The organism is Chthonomonas sp., assembly GCF_035294505.1.
GTDB lineage: Bacteria > Armatimonadota > Chthonomonadetes > Chthonomonadales > Chthonomonadaceae > Chthonomonas.
On sequence record NZ_DATGKU010000130.1, the window covers coordinates 1 to 19,407 of the forward strand.

A 19,407-nucleotide genomic window follows, 5' to 3' on the forward strand; every position below is an offset into this window, starting at 1 on the left:
GGGCGAGTTGCGCCTGTGGCAGCAGCAGCCCGGCGTGCAACTGGTTGCAGGTGGAGACGACGAGCCGGAGCTTTTGGCCAAGCTGGAGAAGGAGTTTGGCGTAAAGCGCCTTTACCCCTCGTGGCAGGAGATGTTGGCCAACGAGGAACTCGACATTGTGCAGATAGCCGGAGGCAACAGCGAGAGCGCCGACATTGTGGAGGTGGCGGCGCAACGCGGACTTCATGCGGTTGTGGAAAAGCCGATGGCCGCCACACTGGAACAGGCCGACCGTATGTTGCAGGCCGCAGAGCGTGCCGGCACCTTACTGCTTATCAATTGGCCAACCGCTTGGGCTGCCTCTTGGCAAGAGTTGGAGCGCCGCGCTTTGGCCGGCGATATAGGCGAAATTCGCTATGTGCGCTACCGCAGCGCCCACAACGGCCCCATCGCTATAGGGTGCAGTCCCAACTTCGTGCGCGACCTTACCACCCCCGAAATCAACGGGGCCGGCGCCCTTATGGACTACTGCTGTTACGGCGCCAACTTGGCCGCTCGCCTGCTGGGGCTTCCCCAACAGGTAACCGGCCTGCGAGGGGTTTTCGGCACGGAGCCGGCCTACGCTGCCTCCGACGACAACGCCGTGATCGTGGCCCGCTACCCCCACGCTTTCGCCGTCTGCGAGGCCAGTTGGACGCAACCGGTAGGCTACATCGAAACCAACCCCCTGCTTTATGGCAGCGAGGGTGCCCTGGGCGTTTGGCACGGAAAGCTGATCCTGCAATGGCCGGGCAAGCCACAGGAGACCATCGAGCCGCCGCCCACGGTCGCTCCACGCCGCTCCGCTCCGGAGTATCTCCTTTACTGCCTTGAAAACGGGCTGAAGCCGGAGGGCTTCTGCTCGGCGAAGGTCAGCCGAGACGCCCAGGAGATTTTAGAGGCCGGGTTGCGCGCTGCCAACAGCGGCCAACATCAACGTCTACCACTCTAGACCGGCGCCGTCATAGAAATGTGCGCGCGGAAACCATGTCATCTCGAAGCTTGCCTCTCCGCTGCGCGTTCGAGGCGACAAATGCCATAGCGGAGAGGAAAGCTGCCGCCTTTAGGCGTGCGGTTGTTTACGAAAAAGCTAGGGTAAACACCTGCTGCCTAAAGACAGCAGGTAGGGGGCAGGTTTGAAACCTGCCCCCTACTTTGGCGCTACCGCCGTGCTCTCGAAGCAACACCGGTATCCGAGCAGTACAGCCGGTTTACTGCGGCCCGACGAGCAATATTGCCCGCCGCGAACAACTCTGCCGAAGAAGGCAGGAGCTAAGAGACCTTCAAGCCTTCATCCGCATACGAATGTGGGTAAGGTCTTCCAACGTACGCTTCGTGCATTCGATCTCCAGCAGCAGGTTACCCAATTATTCGCTGACTATCAAAGGAGGGGGCGCTTCCTCTGTCGCCTAAAGGCGACAGTCTCCGCGCCTCAACGTTTGATGAGTCTGCTTCGCTCTTCAGGCACATCTTAGCTCAAGTCTCCAGCTTGACACGCTTACACTAAGGCGGCCATTGAATATCCCCCGGTCTTGCCGGTCGTAGCGGATCGTACCAGGGAACAGTCGGGTTTGGAATATCGCCTAGCCTGTAGGCAGGGAGCGGGTGGGTTTTAAACCAGTCTGCATAGTCCCATGGAACCGAGTAGACTTTGCCCGTTTCGCGTGAAGTATATAGCGAGTGGCCCGACAATGTCGCAATCCATTGTTCCGCATCGTAGAGCTGTTGCGACATCCTCTCCTGGAACTGTTGATACTGCATTTGCCGCATCTGATTGCCGAAATCGCTGATCTCCTGGGTCACCTGGGCGTCCCAACGCAGTTTCTGCTCGAAAAGCCCCATGTTCAACTGCATCGAGTTGGCTATATGGGCATAGAGAGGCCAATTAGGGCGCACGAGGTCAACGGGGCACTCGGCATCCGTCATAAAAAGCGTCCAAACGTTGCCCTGCACCGGGTCAGTTCGCAGAGGAGCGGTGATCACAAGCGCCGCCCCCTCCATGTGCGTTGTGCTTCTCTTTCTCAGCATAGGGGGAAGCTGCTCTCTAGACGTCGGGCCGAGACGAGAGGGTACGAGAGTGTACTCATAGAGAACGACAGCGCCATGCAGGCCTTGTTGGCTCAGAGCGGCCTGCTCTTCTGGAGCCAAAGGCACTACCTTCAGCACATGAAGGTTAGCGATGCCTTCGAGCACCTTCGGCATGAGGGTTTGTATCACCTCTCTGGGGGAGAGTGGAGGGGACATAAAGCGATGGAGGAGCGCGATGTCGTGCTCGGTTAAAGCGATTCCCGAGAGCTTTGCGATGAGAATACGGTTGTGCACCGCCTCTTCATCGGCCGGAATCAGAAGCCCGGCAAAGGTGAAGGTCTCTCCATAGGGGCTAACGCACTGGAACAGGTCGGTCGTCGAAGGCTCTCGCAAATGCCAGTGGCTTGGAACCTCAATGGCCATACCGCCGTCTTGTGTAACAACCTGTCGAAAGCCTGTTGGTTGATCGAGCGGCTTGTTGTTGGCCTGTGGCGAGCTTGAGAGAAGAGTATGGAGTATGCCGGTTAGCTCTGTTTGAACGGCGGGGAACAGAGAGGGTGGCGCAAAGATCACGGATGCCAGCCCCCTCGTGCCGCCGGAACTGACCACCCATCGTTCATAGCGAGGGCCGTGCGAGCTAGAGACAAGGACATCGCATTGGGCGATCTTTTGGCCATTGGTGCGGGTGTCAAGCGCTACGCTTTTGATCTGCAACTGGGGCTGTTTTTTGCGCAGAAGGTAGATCATATGACCGAGCGTTGCTTTGGCAGAGCCGCCCGTGCGAATGAAAGAGAGGCGCAGGCCGGCCCCTATCTGGGGATCGAGGAGAAGCAGGGAGGTGGCCGAGCGAGACAGCTGCCAATGATGTTTGGTAAGCGGATAGGACGAGTTGTGAAGGGGTTGGTTTAAGGATGAGGCCGCACCTCTGGCATGTTGGCATCCCCAAAGCAGCCCGCAGAGGAGAAGCCACAAAGTAAAAACGGCCGTTTTGGCCAGAACGCCATGCACATATGGCCAGATAACAGCTTTGCGTTGTTGCTTACAGGGCGTCATACGAAGACCTCCCCATCGTAAAAGGTTATCTGCATCTCAATAGAGACAACATGCTCTCTATTTGTTTTACCTTAAAAAGGGAGATGCAAGATGTTGCAGCAGCGAGGAGGAGGGTAGCTAAATAACGTCACGACGTTCAAAGAGCACCACACCCAATACAAAGAAGGCAACAAGGTAAAGCAGCACATAGAGGGCATCTAGGCGAGGGAAATGAAGGTGCTGCGCTCCCCACTCGGTAAGAAAACGCGGCGATGACCAGAAGCGCGGCCCTTCGGAGAAGACTATGTCGGATGTTACATCGTCTACCCAGTATCCAACGTAGCCCTGAGGGACGATAAGGCCCGCGATGACGGCGAGGCGGTGTAGTACGTCAATATTAAATGCAACGCTGAGGCCCTCCATAACTCCATCGAACCAGGCGATGCCGCAGAGCACGAGCGCGAAAACCGTGCCGAGCAGCCGTGGGGCCACGGTGGAGAAGGTGAGGGCAATGGTGCTGACCAGAAGCGGATAGAGGCACAGATAGAAGCCCGCCACCAGCAGGGCGGTAAGCGCCAGATGGGTTTGGAGGGTAAGGGAAGCCCATGCGATGAACGTCCAAAAGAGGGTGCTGCCGCAGAGGAGGAGGTTAAGCCCCAGCCATTTGCCGGCCACGATCTGCCATCGTGGGTAGGGACGTGGAAGCAGCAGGGCCATCACGCCCGTCTCGATTTCGCCCGATATGGCTCCGCCGGCAAGCACCGCGGCGAAGAGCGCCCCAAAAACCTTAATGCCGCCCAAACAGAGCGCCGTGATACTGCGGCGTGCCAAAGGGTAGCGTATGGCCTCCTCTTGCGGCGACCACCTGCCAATAGCAACGAGGTGCTCCATGCGCATATGGGCGATAGCCAGGAGAAGGGTAATGCCCAATACCAGCAGACCGAGCAAGAGAATAGCCCAAAGCGTTTTTCGCCGAAAGGCCTCTTTGAGGGTTAGCGTGGCAAGAGCGGAAACGGCCATAGGTTCAATGTTCCTAACAGAGCGTGTATTATGCGTACTCTCCCATTTTACCATGGTTCAAACCATGCCCAAAGAGGGCAGAAGGGGAACAGCCTCCTGTCAACTACCGCCGATCTTATGCAGGGCGGGGGGGTGGGGGCTTGAAGAGCCGGCGATACGACCGTCATACCGATCCGAAAGCAAGATAAACAACTGTCATTTCGAGCTGATGCCACACCTGTCATTTCGAGCCGCAGGCGAGAAATCTTAAGTTTCCATTCGCACCAGTTTTGAGGGGTAGAGGGTGGGGCTGTAGAGGCTACTGGCTTCACGGTTCTAGAGCGAGTCAGCAAAGTGAGCCTATCTTGATCGCCCCCTATCCCTTCCTTTCCCCCGATTCGGGAGAAAGGGGGCGGTTGTGTTGAGTTTCCGAAGGAAAGGTTATCATAAGAGACTGCCAATAAGCTTACTGGTCTCCCCTCTCCCAAATTGGGGGAGGGGAGTGGGGGTGGGGGCATTGAAGAAAGGGGGCGGTTGTGTTGAGTTTCCGCAGGGAAGATTATCATAGAAAACTGCCAATAAACTTGCTGGTCTCCCCTCTCCCAAAGTGGGGGAGGGGCGGGGGGGTGGGGGCTGATAAGCAAGCCTACTTTGCTCGCCCCCTATCCCTTCCTTTCCCCCGACTCGGGAGGTGCTAGCGCACGGCGATGCAGCGGCCAGGGAGACAGGCGATGAAGGGAATGATTCAGGCCGCTGAGGGGGAGGGTGTCGACCTTGAAGCAGCAAGCGAAGGGTTTTGGCCATGCGGGCAGTATAGCATGAATATTATCAAAAGGAGAGGAAGTGCCAGGAGGTTCTTATGGAGTAAAATAGAGGCTGATAGCCCAACGAAGACGAAACAAAGAGCGCTATGAAGTCCCCTCTAGAGAAAAAGTTGCCACAAGCCGATAATTACCGTAAAGAGAGCATCTTCCCCACACAGCTCCGCAGGCGGTTATATCACACGGAGGTGAACGAAGATGTCCATTCCAAATCCCGTGCCACGGAGGGCCAAAAATGCTGGTGTTGACCCGAAAGCCCGATCAGTCCATTATGGTCGGCAACGATATCGAGATCACCGTTCTTGAAGTTCGCGGTGAGCAGGTTCGCCTAGGGATACGCGCCCCGCGCACCATTGCCGTACATCGCAAGGAGGTGTACGAGCAGATTCTGCAGGAGAACCGAAATGCGGTTTCTACCCCCATGCTGCCCGATCTCAACCAGCTGTTATCCAACTCGGAAGAGGAGTAGTCCTCCAAGTTAAGGTTTTACCTGCCACCAGGCGATGCCCAACTTCTCTAACAGCCGGCCTAAAGCGCAGAGAGGCAGCCCCACCACGTTGAAAAAATCGCCTTCAATCGCCTCGATGTAGGGAGCCGCATAGCCCTGCGCCCCATAGGCTCCCGCCTTATCAAAAGGCTCTTTGGTTTCGATATAGGCCTCGATCATGGCCTCGGTAAGCTCGCGGAAGCGCACGCGGGTACATACCACCTCGCTCAGCGGAGCTTGTAGGGTGCCATTGTTCACCGGGATGAGGGCGAGTGCGGTATAGACCGAATGGGTGCGGCCGGCTAAGGAGCGCAGCATGGCGCGCGCTTCGTCGGCAGTTGCCGGCTTGCCGAGCGGAAGCCCCATTTCCCCTTCCAACGACACCTCCGTGTCGGCTCCTAAAACAAGCCCTTCCTGAATACGCCGGGCCACATCGGTAGCTTTTGAGATGGCAAGCTCGGTTACAAAACGGGGCAAGGAGACAGGCGTAACGGGAGGAGATGGCTCTTGATAGTGGCTTGGCACAACCTCGAAAGGAACGCGCAAAAGCGCCATTAACTCGCGACGTCGAGGTGAGGCCGAAGCCAAGATGATCTTCGGCCTCACCATAGGAGAATGGGGAAGGGTCATTCTCTATTGGCTAATGACGGCCTTACGTCTCATAGAAGTTCAGCCGCAGTGATGATAGATTGTGCGATCTCGCGCATCTTTTTATTCTGGTTACGGGCTTGGAAATGGATGCGTTTGAAGGCCTCTTCTTCGGTCATATGATGCCGATCCATAAGGATTCCTTTAGCCCGTTCGATCAGTTTACGGGTTTCTAGGCTCTCCTTCAGCTCTTCGATCTGTTTCGCTTGAGACTGCATTTGTCGGAATCGGCGCACGGCTATTTCCAGTGCGGGGCCTAAATCCTCTTTACGGAACGGCTTCATGAGGTAGGCAAGGGCGCCGGTCTCTCCCGCCTGTTCCACCAGTTCCTCTTCATTGAAAGAGCTTAAAAAGAGAATGGCGCACGGGTTTTCCGTCATAATCTGGCGGGCGGCTTCAATGCCATCCATTACCGGCATCTTGATGTCCATCACGATCACATCGGGGTGGTAAAGCCGCGCAGCTTCCACAGCCTGCAACCCATCGGCGGCTTCGGCCAACACCTGATGCCCCAATTTTTCGAGACGTGCGCGTACAATGGTGCGTGTCAACTGTTCATCATCGGCAATAATCGCTCTCAGAGATTGCATAAGCGCTCTCCTTATCCCTAGCGGCGCTATCGTTTGGTGCTCTCAAAAACCCTTTGTGATCTTGAAAGCCTCCCCTCGCTTAACGGGATATATTCAACGTCTAGGTCGAAATCGAGCTTTCGGCAAGGATTCTTCCTCTTCTGCGCTCTGTTTGGGCGGAGCCGGCAGCGAGCCTGTGGGGCGCTGTGAAGGGGTGGGGCCGCCCCGATGCCCACCTCGATCTTGAGGACGTCCTGCGCCACGCGGCTCCTCGTGGCGTCGGGCCATGCTGGGATCGAAGGGCTGATCGAGATTGATGGCCGAGAGGTTCACGCGACCCTGGCTATCCACCTCGATAACGCGCACAGTTATTTCGTCGCCCACTTTCACCGCCTCTTCAGGCCGGCGCACGGGCGGTACGCGCAGATGGCTCACATGAACGAGGCCTTCCTTGCCATGTAGGAACTCCACAAAGGCCCCCATTCCCATGAGACGAGTTACGCGTCCGGTGTATATCTGGCCTACCTGCACCTCGGCAACGAGGCTTTGGATGGTCTCTGCCGCCTTCTTCCCCGCCTCCTGATCCACCGCCATAATGTAGATTTTGCCGTCCTGTTGAATATCTATCTGCGCTCCCGTATCGGCGATGATCTTCTTGATGGTCTTGCCGCCGGGGCCGATGATCTCACCTATCTTCTCTGGGTCTATTTCGATGGTGAAGATGGAAGGCGCGTACTTGCTGAGGTGCGGACGCGGCTCCGGAATAACTTCTCTTATTTTGTCAAGAATAAACAGTCGGGCACGGCGAGCCTGTTCCAGCGCCTCCTGCATGACGTGTCTGGGCAGGCCCTGAATTTTACAGTCGAGCTGAATGGCCGTAATGCCTTCGGTCGTGCCGGCCACTTTGAAGTCCATATCGCCGGAAAAGTCTTCCATCCCTTGAATGTCGGTAAGGATGGCGTACTTATCGTCGAGGGTCATAAGCCCCATAGCGATGCCGGCCACCGGAGCCGATATCTTTACTCCGCCATCCATGAGGGCGAGCGTCGAGCCACACACCGATGCCATGGAGGTGGAACCGTTGCTTTCCAGCACTTCGCTTTGCAGCAGCAACGCATAAGGGAACTCCTCTTCCGAGGGAAGCACAGGCAAGAGAGCGCGCTCGGCCAAAGCCCCATGGCCTATCTCGCGCCGTCCGGGGCCGCGCAGCGGGCGTACTTCCCCTACCGAATAGGGAGGGAAATTGTAGTAGTGCATATAGCGCTTGCGCTCATCCTCTTCGGTAAGCGTATCCAGCATTTGGGCTTCGCTCACCGAGCCGAGGGTGAGGGCGGTAAGCACCTGGGTTTGCCCGCGCGTGAACATGCCGGAGCCGTGAACGCGGGGCAGGAGGCCTACCTCGCAGGTGATGGGGCGTATCTCATCGAGGGCGCGCCCATCGGGCCGGATGTGCTCGTTGACCACCAGTTTCCGCACCTGCTCTTTGATGGCCTTTTCGGCCGCCTCAGCAATGTCGGCTTCCCGTTCGGGAAACTCCGGTGCCAACTGGGCTACAATCTCCTCTTTCAGCTCTTCGATGGCGTTTTCTCGCGAGGCCTTATCGGGGTTCAGAATGGCCTGGCGAATGGCATCATCCATGCGCTCGTGAATAACGCGCAGTATTTCGGGGTCGGGCAAGAAGAGGGGCACTTCGGCCTTTTGAGTACCGACCTGCTGCGCGAGGGCCTCTTGCAGATCGCACTGCTCTTTAATAACCTCATGAGCGAGGTCTATGGCGGTAAGCAAATCCTCTTCCTTCACAAATTTCGCGCCGGCCTCGATCATCAGCACGGCCTGTTTGGTGCCCGCCACCACCAGGTCGAGATCGGACTGTTCGATCTGGTCGTACGAGGGGTTAATGAGATACTCTCCGTTGATGCGCCCCACGCGCACGGCACCGATGGGGCCGTTGAAGGGGATATTGGAGACGGTGAGGGCTGCAGAAGCCGCCACAATGGAGAGCACGTCGGGCGGGCACTCCATATCTACGGAGAGGGGCATGGCGATGATCTGCACATCGTTGCGCATGCCGGCGGGGAAAAGGGGACGCAGGGGGCGGTCAATGAGACGAGAGGTAAGCACCGCTTTCTCGCTGGGCCGACCTCCGCGTTTTACATAGCCGCCGGGGATACGCCCTACGGTATATTTGCGCTCCTCATAATCGCAGGTGAGGGGAAAGAAATCGATTCCTTCACGCGGCTCTTTGCTCATCGTGGCCGTAGCCAAGACGATGGTGTCGCCACAGGTTAGCCAAATAGCCCCATTCGCCTGCTTGGCCACCTTGCCAGTTTCTAGACGTAGCGTTCGTCCGGCCAGTTCGCGTTCAACTACGTGGATCAAGTTGTTCAATCTCCTAATTCTCTTGTTGGTTTTCTTACGTTAACTCTTTACCCAACCGTTCAGGTAAGAGAACGGCCTTTCGCGGTTCGGTCTTCATGCCGAGCGCGAAAGAAAAGGGCAGGCATTCACAGAAGGCCGGACAACTTCGAAGGGGTCAGAGAAAACGGACTTCCATGCGTAAGGCAAGGAAATCCCCTTACTCTGAACCCTATGCGCCGTTCCGGCACCCCTTCTGCTCTGCCTGCCCTCATAGGCATCGAATCCGTAACGATGTGCGGTGCTTCACGATTGAAGCACCCATCTCCTAGATTTTGCTGCGAATACCTAAGCGCGCCACGAGTGCACGAGCACGTTCGAGGTCTTTTTTACTTAGGTACGCTAACAGGCGGCGACGGCGTCCCACCATCATAAGCAGACCTCGGCGGGAGTGGTAGTCGTGCTTATGCACGCGAAGGTGCTCCGTAAGCTGATTGATACGCGCCGTGAGCAGCGCTATCTGCACCTCCGGCGAGCCGGTGTCGCCTTCGTGCCTGGAATGCTCTGCAATGATCTGCTGACGAGTTTCCCTCTTTAGCGGCACAGAACTGTTTTTCCTCCTTATCAATGCAACCAATTCTACTTCTTAGTTTATCCGTTTCTCGGCCTTTCTGTCAAGCAGGGCAAATTTTTCAGCTTTCAGGAAGAAACTTCTCTGCAATCGCCACAAGCGGTTCGGAGTTCCCTTCTTTAAACTGGGCCGCATAGAGTTGCGCATAGACTCCGTTCTGAGCAAGAAGCTCCTCATGGCGGCCTCGCTCCACGATGCGTCCCTTTTCGATCACCAGAATCTGGTCGGCCGAGAGAATGGTCGAGAGCCGATGGGCGATGGCGATGGTGGTGCGCCCGGCAAGTAGCCGCTCCAAAGCCTCTTGCACAAGTCGCTCCGACTGGGTATCGAGGGAGGCGGTGGCCTCATCGAGGATGAGAATGCGAGGGTTTTTGAGGATCACCCGTGCGATGGCGATGCGCTGCTTCTCACCCCCCGAAAGCTTGTAGCCCCGCTCTCCTACCACCGTTTGATAGCCCTCCGGCATGGCCATAATGCGATCGTGAATGGCCGCAGCCTGCGCCGCCTCGATCACCTCCTCTTCGGTGGCATCGGGCTTGGCATAACGCAGATTGGCCATGATGGTATCGTGAAACAGATAGGTCTCCTGCGTTACCATCCCGATGATCTGCGCTAAAGATTCCAGTTTTACTTTGCGCACATCATGGCCATCAATGAGAACGCGCCCCGATTCCACATCATAAAGGCGAGGAATCAGGTAGGTAATGGTGGTTTTTCCGGCGCCGGAAGGGCCTACAAGCGCAAGCAGTTCGCCAGGCCTAGCGCAGAAGTTGATGTCTTGCAAGGCGTAGTCGGGTTGCTGCGGATCGTACCGAAAGAAGACATGTTCAAAAGCCACCTCGCCCCGCACCTCTTCCGGCTTTAGCTCGATGGCATCGGGCGCATTAACGATGTCAGGCTCAAGGTCGAGATACTCGAAGATGCGGTCGAAGAGCGCCATGGCGCTGCTAACCTCTACCTGCGTGTTGAGCAGGTTGGTGAGGGGAAAGAAGAGACGGGCTTGCAAAGCCGTGAAGGCAACAATGGTGCCGATATTGATTGGATGGCCGAGGTGGCGCACGGTGATGTAGCCGGCGAGCCAGTAGACCAACGAGGGCGTAATGGAAAACGTGAGGCCGATGAGATTAAAAAAGAGCCGCATAATCACGTTGAGCTGCACCTGCAGTTTGGTGAGCTGTTCATTCTGCTGTTTAAAATGTTCGAGCGCATAGGCCTGGCGCCCGCTCACCTTCATCAGCAGCATTCCGGACACCGAAAGGTTTTCCTGCATGATGGCGTTGAGATCGGCCAGCTTCTGTTGGGTGCTTTTGCGAATACGTCGAAGCATTCCCCCCACTTTGGAGGCGATAAGTGCAAAAAACGGCAGAATGCCCACGGAGAGCAGCGTAAGGCGCCAATCCATATAGATCATGGCAACGAGGGTGGAAAGCACGGTGGTGATGTTGGAGAGCGCGTTGGCCGCCGTGTCGCTCACCACGTTCTGCACTCCGGCCACATCGTTGGCGAGGCGCGACTGTATTTCACCGGTGCGTGTGGAGGTGAAGAAGCGAAGCGACATTTTCTGGAGATGCGCATAGAGCTGATTGCGCAAATCGCGCATGATCTGCTGCCCTACCAGCGTGCTCAGATAGTTATAGAAAATGGTGAAGGCCGTGCCGGCAAGCGTGGCTCCGATAGCGTAGAGAGTGTAGGCCGTAACGATGGACAGATCGTTGCGTTCCAGCCCCTGATTGATGAGCGTGCGCAGAAAGAAGGGGGAGAGCAGCCCAAGTGAGGCCGCGAGGAGCACAGCGGCGGCCGTCAGCACCACCTCCCATCGGTAGGGACGAAAGGTCGCGACCACCCGTAGGACGGTCTCTCGTTTTATCGGGCGTTTCGGTTCCTCATAGGAGGCTGCCCGCATCATGTGCCCCATAGCCTTGTGGCTCCTCTCTATCAATTCGCGGTTGCTTCAAATGTTTCGGTTATACGAAATAATACCAAAAATTCGCAGGAATTCTATCCCTATTCGGCGTTTTCTATTGCGGTGCGTTCAAAACGGAACAATGAGCGGGTGACAGACCTTGCTTTATACGGTACAATGCTGGTCAAACTGATGTATCTCCGTAAACAGTCCGGCCTCTTACTTACGCTATGCTTTATCCCCCGTGTTGGTCAAAGCGGTATAGCTATTCAGGGGGTAATGAGGAAAACCTACAGGAGAGTGCATCTACATAGTACACCTACTTTGGGAGGCGGTCTATGGTGAGTGAATACTTGCACTGGAATTTTCGCATTCCTCGGCTGGATGAGGTTGAAGACTATCTGTTACGGTTTCCTGAAATGATTGAGGTCACTCGTGAAGTAGCCCGGATAGCGCATGAACGCCTACCAGAAGCCCAGCTATGGCTAGAGATTAACCCTGATCCTGAAATTGAGGATGAGTATCTCGTCATAGACGCCAGATTTCCCAATTATTACAAAGAATCGGTTTTAGAACGCATTGAAGCCATTGAAAACGAAACCCTTCCTTTACTGCAGAATAGAGGAGGAACGCCTCCGTCTTTGGGAATCCTTTTAACCACCGACTTCCGAAATCCAGAGTAACCGGAGATGAGCTTCGAATGGAAAGAGTTTTTAGAGTTAGCTCGGATTGAGGCGTCTAAGACAGTCGAGGAATCGGTGCGACTAGAAGATAGTGTCGCTAATCTGATAGACATTGGTAGAGAAGACCATCTCACGATCAGATACAATTTTGAGCGAGTTATAGCTAGTCACGTCTGTGCCTTTTATCCCAGTATCTAGCCAGCGATAAGAGCACAACCGGTGTGGATGAGGACCTCGCTATTGACGCCTGCACTGTTGTGCAGCTAGAATCATTCGATTTTTTCGTTACCTCCCTTAGCGCCTTTCAGCTTAGGCGAACGTAGACTATAAAGGAGAACCTCGATACAAAACGCTATGCAACAGGCATCTGCGAACCGAGTGGAACGATTGGTACAACAGTTTGAAGAGCTATACGGCGCAGCGCCGGAGCTGTTAGTGCGTGCTCCGGGACGGGTGAACCTCATCGGAGAGCATACCGACTACAACGACGGCTACGTGTTTCCGGCAGCCATTGAACGAGATATTCTCATCGCGGCCTCTGCACGACGCGATAGACAGGTGCGCCTCTTTTCGCTTGACATGGGCGTCTCTTCGACCTTTACCCTCGATGCTATCGAAAAGGTCTCTGAGGGAAAAGGCCTGGAGGGAGAGCGCTGGAGCAACTACCCGCGCGCTATGGCGTGGGCACTGCAAAACAGGGGCCTTTCCCTCCGCGGCGTTCAGGCCGTATTGCAAGGCAATATCCCCCCAGGGGCCGGGCTTTCCTCGTCGGCAGCTTTGCTCGTGGCCTCCGGGCTGCTGTTGCTTTCTGCGGCTCACCAAACGCTAGACCCTGTGGAGCTAGCCCTCACGGCGCAGCAGGCCGAAAGGGAGTTCGTAGGGGTGAATGTGGGGATTATGGACCAGTTCATCTCTGTGCTGGGCCAGAAAGACCACGCTCTGTTTATTGATACCCGCACTTTGCACTACGAGCCGGTGCCCTTGCCCACCTCCGGAGTCGTCATCGTTATTGCCAACACCAATAAACCGCGTGGATTGGTGGATTCGGCCTACAATCAAAGACGTGCGGAGTGCGAAGAGGCGCTGGCCTACCTGAAGCGCTTCCTTCCCTCCATTCGCGCCCTGCGTGACGTAACCCCCGAAGCGTTCGCTCAATGGGAAGCGAGCTTGCCGGAGGTGCCGCGCAAACGCGCTCGGCATGTCATCACCGAAAACGAGCGCGTTCTACAAAGCGTTGAGGCGCTTAAAAAGGGTGACATCGCCCGCTTCGGCCACCTGATGAACGCCTCGCACAACAGCCTTCGAGACGACTATGAGGTGAGCTGCACAGAGCTGGATGCACTTGTGGAAGCAGCATGGGCTTTGCCGGGAGTTTACGGCTCACGAATGACGGGCGCCGGCTTTGGCGGCTGCACCGTGAGCCTTGTGGCAGAGGAGGCTTTGGAACGGTTCTGTCAGGAGGTGCCAAAACGCTATCGAGAAGCCACGGGGCGCGAGGCCACCATTCTCATTACACGCGCCGCACAGGGTGCCGAGCGACTGCTTTAGCGCTCCGTTGTTGGGGCCGATGCCGGGGTTTCCCAGAAAATCGCCGGGTTCTCTAAGGGTCAGGAACCCTTCCCTATCGCTCTGTGTACAACGGCACGCACGCGCGGGTCGGGGTCGAACTGTAGCGCCCGCAGCGTGGCCTGCACATGGGGCTGTTCGGCTTCCGCTACAAGGCGTGCAGCGGCCAACGTGCGCAACTCCGGTGTTCCGGCGCGCGACAGGTAGATCAGTTCATGGCGCTGCACCTGGCTTAGCGGACTTTGTGTCGGCAGCGCTAAGGCCATCTCAACCTCGTGTGACACTTGGAAAGAGAGGCAGGCCGCTTCCACGATAAGCGCGTAGGCCGTGTCTATCTCCTCTTCGGTATGCCCCTCCGATAGGAGTTGTGCAGCCCAGCGCAAACGGTTCGCCATGCGATGCCGTTTTTGACCGGCCAGCGCCTGCAGAAAAGCTGCCGCCCTATGGCGTATGGGCAGATCGGGGGCAGTAGCGCGCGGGAGACGATGAGGAAAGGCCACGATGAAGGCAGCGTAGCGCTGCAGCGCCTCCTGCAGATGTCGGGAGAGCCGTCCCTTTCTCGTCGTTCTCCGTAAAGAGAGCAACAGGAGAAAAGGGGTTGTGCCTAACGCTTCATCGAGCTTTATGGAGGGGAAGGGTGCCCTGCTCCAGAAAATCTTGGAACTTTCTTGCGACTTCTGAGGCGCTCTTGAGAGGCAGAGTTGATACCGAATAGGCGCATCAGCGGAGGGCAGAGGGGAAAGAGTCTTAGGTGAGGTCTCCGTTGACCCCTGGGCCTCCTCTGGATAGAGCGGCGGATATGGCTCCGTGCCCACGTCCAGCCCGAAGAGCACCTTAGGGCGTTGGCCGAGATGTCGGTGCAGTTTGGCCAAGGTGCACGGTTTTGGAAGGATGGTAAGACGACCCTCCAAGCCCAAACCGGCCAGGCCGGGAAGCAGCCCTAAGGTGACATCGTCAAAGAGGAGATCGGCATCCGCCTTAAGCGCTACCTCGCCCGTCAGACCGGCCCAAATGGCCGGAGGAACCTGCGGAGGCAGAAGGCGCTGTGCAGCCTTCCAAACGGCAGGCCATCGGGTTTGGTAAGTTGGTTCTTCGGACATTGGCATCACAAAAAGCGCCTCAGTAGCCCTCATGGGAAGGAGCCGGTGTTGAAACGTTGCAGCGATTTACCGGATTAGGTGTTATTATACAAAAACGCCAAGCGGATGAGGCGAAAGGCATTGGCCTTGAAGAGCTGGCGATACGACTGTCATTTCGAGCCGGTGATACGACTGTCATTTCGAGCCGAAGGCGAGAAATCTTGAGTTTCAATTCCTTCACGGTTCTAGAGCAAGTCAGCTAAGGGAGTTTATCTTGCGCGCCCCCTATCCCGACCTTTCCCCCGATTCGGGAGGTGCTAGCGCACGGCGATGCAGCGGCCAGGAAAAGAGACGATTATGGAAACTGTGCTGGCCGCAAAGGCGCCGTCCGCGAGGACGCCCACCGCGAGGTGCCCCTCTCCCCAATGGGGGGGAGGGGGAGGGCGTCGGCCTTGAAGGGCGGGGGGCTTGTAGGAGGTAGGCCTTGAAGAGCCGGCGATACGACTGTCATTTCGAGCCGAAGGCGAGAAATCTTAAGTTTCCATTCCCACCGGTTCTGAGGGGAAAGGCGCCCTTAGGGGTCATCTCGTCAGGGAAGCAGAAAAGCAACCCGCCTTTGGAAGGAAGCTTCCAAAGGCGGTGCCAATTGGTAAAGAAGAGCGCTTACCAGGCGTACTCTTCCGGTGCGGTTTTATAGCCGGGGAAGATGGCCTCGATGCGCTTGTTGGTCTCCTCGTCTAGTTTGATTTCCAGTGCGCGCACGATGTCGTTGAGCTGTTCGATGGTGCGTGGCCCGATGATGGGCGCGGTGATCACGGGGTTTTGCAGCATCCAGGCGATGGCCACGTTGGCCGGCTTCTCGCCAAGCTCTCGGCAGAGGTTCTCCCAGGCCTCCAGCTTCTCCCGATGCGCCTCCACCTGCTGTTGCATGCCCTCGGAGGCTCTGCGCCCCTCGCTTAACTTCTGCAGCACACCGCCCAGCAAGCCGCCTCCCAGCGGGCTCCAAGGGATGATTCCCACGCCGTAGGCGGCGCAGGCCGGCATCACCTCCATCTCGATCTGGCGGCGAAGCAGGTGATAGATGGACTGTTCCGACACCAAGCCGAGAAAGTTGCGACGCTTAGCCGCCTCGTTGGCCTGCACGATGTGCCAGCCGGCGAAGTTGGAGGAGCCGAAGTAGAGAACCTTGCCCGCCGCGTGCGCCCATTCGCAGAACTCCCAAATTTCGTCCCAAGTGGCCTCTCGCCAGATATGATGGAACTGATAGAGATCAATGAAGTCGGTTTTGAGACGGCGCAGGCTGTCGTCAAGGGCCTTGCGCATGTGCAGCTTCGAGAGGCGGCTGGTGTTGGGCCAATCGCCCATATCGCCGTAGACCTTTGTGGCGATGACCACCTTATCCCGGCGACCGCCGCCCTGCGCCCACCAGCGGCCGATGATCTGCTCGGTGACGCCCTCACCCTTTTTCCAGCCGTACACATTGGCCGTATCAAAAAAGTTGATTCCCAGCTCCAGCGCCCGATCCATAATGGCGTAGCTATCTTGCTCGCTGGTGAGGGGGCCGAAGTTCATGGTGCCGAGGCAGAGGCGACTTACCTTGAGAGCCGTACGTCCGAGATTGACGTATTGCATGTTCGCACTCCTTTCTTATTTGTATCCGCATTTGGCGAATGCCAAGCTTACAGCCTACCGCGTTGCAAAGCTTTTCACCACCTGTTCTTATGGACAGGTTCCTTCCTCAGAGTCTACCCAATAGGCTCACCGTGTCAAAAGGGCTATTAAGGAGGCGCTGTGGCGATCCGCAAGAAGCATCTGCCTATTAAATAGGAACGCCCATTGGGTTGCCTCTACACCGGTTGTCTTAGAGGCTCTCGGCTCTAGGGTCGGCGAGTAGAAGCGGCCAGGGAGATAGACGATCATGGGAACTATACTGGCCGCAAAGGCGTTGTCCGCGAGGACGCCCACCGCGAGGTGCCCCTCTTCCCCATTGGGGGGAGGGGGAGCCTTGAGCGCAGTACCGTCGGCATTGAAGAGCCGGTGAGATAGACGCCTGTCATTTCGAGGTGAAGATGAGATGAACAACTGTCATTTCGAGCCGAAGGCGAGAAATCTTGCGTTTCACTTCCTACCCGTTCTGAGGGCGAGGGGTGGGGCTGCAGAGACTGCCAATCTCACGGTTCTAGAGGCAATTAACACAGCAAGCCTACTTTGCTCGCCCCCTATCCCGGCCTTTCCCCCTATTAGGGAGAAAGGGGACTAGTATGGCTAGTTTTTCAAAGGAAAGATTATCAAAAGAAACCGCCTGTAGGGGCACGGTGACTGTGCCCCTTTTGCTAATCTCCCCTCTCCCTAATAGGGGGAGGGGAAGGGCGCCCTGCCCCAGTAAATCTTGCGATTTTCTGGGGACCCCAGCGTCGGCCTTGAGGGGAGTGGGGGTGGGGGCTTGTAGAGGTAGGCCTTGAGGGCTGGTAAAAAGACGCCTGTCATTTCGAGCCGATGCCACAACTGTCATTTCGAGCCGAAGGCGAGAAATCTTGAGTTTCAGCCCCTACCGGCCTTGAGGGGATGGGCGTGGGGCATGTAGGAGTAGCCCTTGAGAGTGAGTGCCGTGCGCAGCATCATCGCTCTTGAGCTGCTTAGTACGAGATGTTCTTCTCTGATAAAAGGGCGCATAGGCAAGTTTGCGCGCTTCAAACAGACTGAAGTTCGCGGGGTTAACAAGGAGATTAGAGGATTTGGGTTGCGTGGAAGAGGGTTGGAAGGGTACAACAAAGAGGCCACGCAGAGAAAGAGAATGCCATAAGCGTGTTTGCTTGTAAAGACCTAAATAAGGAGCAGCAAAATCTTCGTTTGTCTCTATATAGGGCTTTCTCGCTGACTTTTCCAGGCCTCTATCAAAGAAAGGGATCATCATGTTGTTAAGGCGGTCTAAACTTGTTAGAACCTCAGTTTTAGTTGCTCTACTCTCACTCCCGTGCCAGGCTTGGGCCGATAAGCCCTTCGACCATCAAGCCTGGCAGTTTCTGTCGGGCACAGGGAACATCCTCTATCTTGCCACCGGCGTCGGGTTACCGTTGCTAACCGACGGACACCGTGGTTGGAACCACACGCTCCGTGTGGCCGATGCGGTGGGCACCAGCGTACTTATCTGCGAGGGGCTTAAGGCGCTTGTTCGCGAAAAACGTCCGGACAGCAATGCGCACGACAGCTTCCCTAGCGGCCATGCTACCGCAGCCTTTGCTGTGGCCACCACCGAGAGCGCTCTGCATCCCGACCAAACCCCCTACTGGTTCGCCGGTGCTGCCCTCATCGCGGCCTCACGTGTGGGGCTGCATCGGCACACGGTTGGCGATGTATTGGCCGGCGCCGCGCTTGGCTATGGAATCGCGCGTTGGGAGGTCGCCTCTCCACATGGGTTATTGCTTGCTCCGTGGATACGCCCCGAACGCCACATTTACGGCCTTACACTCTCCGCGAACTTCTAACGCCGTTTTTCCCGCCTTTGCTTGCGTACTTATGCTACAATAGCAGATCGCTTATCGTCTATTAGGCAGAAGAGCCATGAGCGTTATAGACCAACATGCACTCCAAGTTCTGGAGTATTCAAAAATTCGTGACCGGCTTGCGGCGCATACCTCCAATGCCGTTGGGCGCGATTTCGCCTTAGAGCTAGAGCCGCTGCCCTACCCGGAAACGGTGGTTCGGCGCCTGCAGGAAACGCGCGAAGCGCGCTGGCTGCGCGACACCACGAGTGGCCTCCCTTTGGGGGGTATCTTCGACATCCGCGAAGCCCTTGAGCGCGCCCGCCTTCAGGTGCGATTGACCGGTAAAGAGTTGGTGGATATTCGCGCAACCATCGTTGCAGCCCATCGGTTACGCTCCTTTCTTCTTGACCATCGTGAGCATGTGCCCCTCCTGGCCGAAATGGCTGCCAATCTCCCTGTGTTCCCTCAAATGGAGAGCCGAATCGAGGCCGCCCTCACGGAGACCGGGGAGGTGCGCGACACCGCTTCACCAGAGCTTGCCCGCATCCGCAGCCAACTGAAAGTCACGCAGAACCGCCTTATGGACCGATTGCAGTCCATCCTAACCAGCGAACGATATCGCCCCTTTCTGCAAGATAGCATCATCACCCTGCGCGAGGGTCGTTATTGCCTTCCGGTGAAAGCAGAATATGCGCGTGCGTTCGGCGGCATCGTTCACGACACAAGCCAGTCCGGTGCCACGGTGTTTATTGAGCCGGAGGCCACCATCGCTTTGGGCAATGAGCTGAAGCAGCTATCTCTCGAAGAGGAGCATGAGATAGACCGAATTTTACGCGAGCTTTCCCGAATGGTTGGAGATCGCTACGCGGAGTTGCAGCGCATGATCTCCATTTTCGGGCACCTCGATCTCATTCATGCTAAAGCGATTCTTGCCGAAGAGATGCGCGCGATGGAGCCGGTTCTGAACCGAAGAGGGGTGGTGAAGCTGCGCAAAGCGCGTCATCCTCTGCTCACGGGGAATGTGGTGCCCATAGATTTTGAGATAGGGGAAAGATGCACGGTTGTGTTAATCACCGGCCCCAACACCGGCGGTAAAACGGTGA

The 19,407-nt window shown here is 56.7% G+C and carries 14 protein-coding genes and 1 pseudogene; 6 read left to right on the forward strand and 9 right to left on the reverse strand.

Translation table 11 applies throughout. From position 1 onward, the window contains the following. Positions 1-970, forward strand: a 970-nt coding sequence (locus VKV18_RS07580) for a Gfo/Idh/MocA family oxidoreductase (RefSeq protein WP_324203606.1), incomplete at its 5' end; no start/stop codon positions are given. Positions 971-1,521: 551 nt separating this feature from the next. Here the strand turns inward: VKV18_RS07580 and VKV18_RS07585 are convergent. Together VKV18_RS07585 and VKV18_RS07590 are read right to left on the reverse strand one after the other, a co-directional pair. After that, complete coding sequence (locus VKV18_RS07585) at positions 1,522-3,099, reverse strand: hypothetical protein (protein WP_324203607.1); 1,578 nt, start codon at positions 3,097-3,099, stop codon at positions 1,522-1,524. A 117-nt stretch (positions 3,100-3,216) separates the two neighbouring features. Further along, positions 3,217-4,098 (reverse strand): ABC transporter permease, encoded by an 882-nt coding sequence (locus VKV18_RS07590; protein WP_324203608.1) that lies wholly within the window; start codon positions 4,096-4,098, stop codon positions 3,217-3,219. 1,035 nt (positions 4,099-5,133) lie between these two features. On the opposite strand from VKV18_RS07590, the gene csrA reads away from it, so the two are divergent. Then, complete coding sequence (gene csrA, locus VKV18_RS07595) at positions 5,134-5,367, forward strand: carbon storage regulator CsrA (RefSeq protein WP_324203609.1); 234 nt, start codon at positions 5,134-5,136, stop codon at positions 5,365-5,367. Positions 5,368-5,376: 9 nt separating this feature from the next. On the opposite strand, the gene VKV18_RS07600 is transcribed toward csrA, so the two are convergent. The 5 genes from VKV18_RS07600 to VKV18_RS07620 form a co-directional block, all read right to left on the reverse strand. Beyond that, positions 5,377-6,015 carry a Maf family protein gene (locus VKV18_RS07600; protein WP_324203610.1) on the reverse strand — a complete coding sequence of 213 codons (639 nt, stop codon included), beginning with the start codon at positions 6,013-6,015 and terminating at the stop codon, positions 5,377-5,379. Positions 6,016-6,044: 29 nt separating this feature from the next. Then, on the reverse strand, positions 6,045-6,623 hold the full coding sequence (locus VKV18_RS07605; RefSeq protein ID WP_324203611.1) for an ANTAR domain-containing response regulator: 579 nt from the start codon (positions 6,621-6,623) through the stop codon (positions 6,045-6,047). Positions 6,624-6,716: 93 nt separating this feature from the next. Then, positions 6,717-8,981, reverse strand: a complete 2,265-nt coding sequence (locus tag VKV18_RS07610; RefSeq protein WP_324203612.1) for a polyribonucleotide nucleotidyltransferase — start codon at positions 8,979-8,981, stop codon at positions 6,717-6,719. A 304-nt stretch (positions 8,982-9,285) separates the two neighbouring features. Beyond that, positions 9,286-9,561, reverse strand: coding sequence for a 30S ribosomal protein S15 (rpsO, locus tag VKV18_RS07615; protein WP_324203613.1), 276 nt, complete (start codon positions 9,559-9,561; stop codon positions 9,286-9,288). Positions 9,562-9,649: 88 nt separating this feature from the next. After that, positions 9,650-11,503, reverse strand: coding sequence for an ABC transporter ATP-binding protein (locus VKV18_RS07620; RefSeq protein WP_324203614.1), 1,854 nt, complete (start codon positions 11,501-11,503; stop codon positions 9,650-9,652). A 326-nt stretch (positions 11,504-11,829) separates the two neighbouring features. On the opposite strand from VKV18_RS07620, the gene VKV18_RS07625 reads away from it, so the two are divergent. Beyond that, entirely contained in the window at positions 11,830-12,174 is a 345-nt protein-coding gene (locus VKV18_RS07625; protein ID WP_324203615.1) for a hypothetical protein, read from the forward strand. 378 nt (positions 12,175-12,552) lie between these two features. Continuing rightward, positions 12,553-13,722: a galactokinase gene (locus VKV18_RS07630; protein ID WP_324203616.1), complete on the forward strand. Its 1,170-nt coding sequence runs from the start codon at positions 12,553-12,555 to the stop codon at positions 13,720-13,722. 59 nt (positions 13,723-13,781) lie between these two features. Here VKV18_RS07630 and VKV18_RS07635 read toward each other — a convergent pair whose 3' ends face one another. Further along, positions 13,782-14,846, reverse strand: a complete 1,065-nt coding sequence (locus tag VKV18_RS07635) for a hypothetical protein (RefSeq protein ID WP_324203617.1) — start codon at positions 14,844-14,846, stop codon at positions 13,782-13,784. 636 nt (positions 14,847-15,482) lie between these two features. Further along, a complete protein-coding gene (locus tag VKV18_RS07640; RefSeq protein WP_324200452.1) occupies positions 15,483-16,451 on the reverse strand; it encodes an aldo/keto reductase in 969 nt (322 codons plus the stop codon). 1,280 nt (positions 16,452-17,731) lie between these two features. Between VKV18_RS07640 and VKV18_RS07645 the strand changes: the two genes are divergently transcribed. Together VKV18_RS07645 and VKV18_RS07650 are read left to right on the forward strand one after the other, a co-directional pair. Further along, positions 17,732-18,304, forward strand: coding sequence for a phosphatase PAP2 family protein (locus tag VKV18_RS07645; protein ID WP_324203618.1), 573 nt, complete (start codon positions 17,732-17,734; stop codon positions 18,302-18,304). Positions 18,305-18,380: 76 nt separating this feature from the next. Beyond that, a pseudogene (locus VKV18_RS07650) lies at positions 18,381-19,407 on the forward strand (endonuclease MutS2); the annotation flags it as partial.

Coding starts and splice junctions, on each gene's coding strand:
- VKV18_RS07585 (WP_324203607.1), bottom strand. CDS start 3,099: ATGACGCCCTGTAAGCAACAACGCAAAGCTGTTATCTGGCCATATGTG.
- VKV18_RS07590 (WP_324203608.1), bottom strand. CDS start 4,098: ATGGCCGTTTCCGCTCTTGCCACGCTAACCCTCAAAGAGGCCTTTCGG.
- csrA (WP_324203609.1), top strand. CDS start 5,134: ATGCTGGTGTTGACCCGAAAGCCCGATCAGTCCATTATGGTCGGCAAC.
- VKV18_RS07600 (WP_324203610.1), bottom strand. CDS start 6,015: ATGACCCTTCCCCATTCTCCTATGGTGAGGCCGAAGATCATCTTGGCT.
- VKV18_RS07605 (WP_324203611.1), bottom strand. CDS start 6,623: ATGCAATCTCTGAGAGCGATTATTGCCGATGATGAACAGTTGACACGC.
- VKV18_RS07620 (WP_324203614.1), bottom strand. CDS start 11,503: ATGGGGCACATGATGCGGGCAGCCTCCTATGAGGAACCGAAACGCCCG.
- VKV18_RS07625 (WP_324203615.1), top strand. CDS start 11,830: ATGGTGAGTGAATACTTGCACTGGAATTTTCGCATTCCTCGGCTGGAT.
- VKV18_RS07635 (WP_324203617.1), bottom strand. CDS start 14,846: ATGCCAATGTCCGAAGAACCAACTTACCAAACCCGATGGCCTGCCGTT.
- VKV18_RS07640 (WP_324200452.1), bottom strand. CDS start 16,451: ATGCAATACGTCAATCTCGGACGTACGGCTCTCAAGGTAAGTCGCCTC.
- VKV18_RS07645 (WP_324203618.1), top strand. CDS start 17,732: ATGTTGTTAAGGCGGTCTAAACTTGTTAGAACCTCAGTTTTAGTTGCT.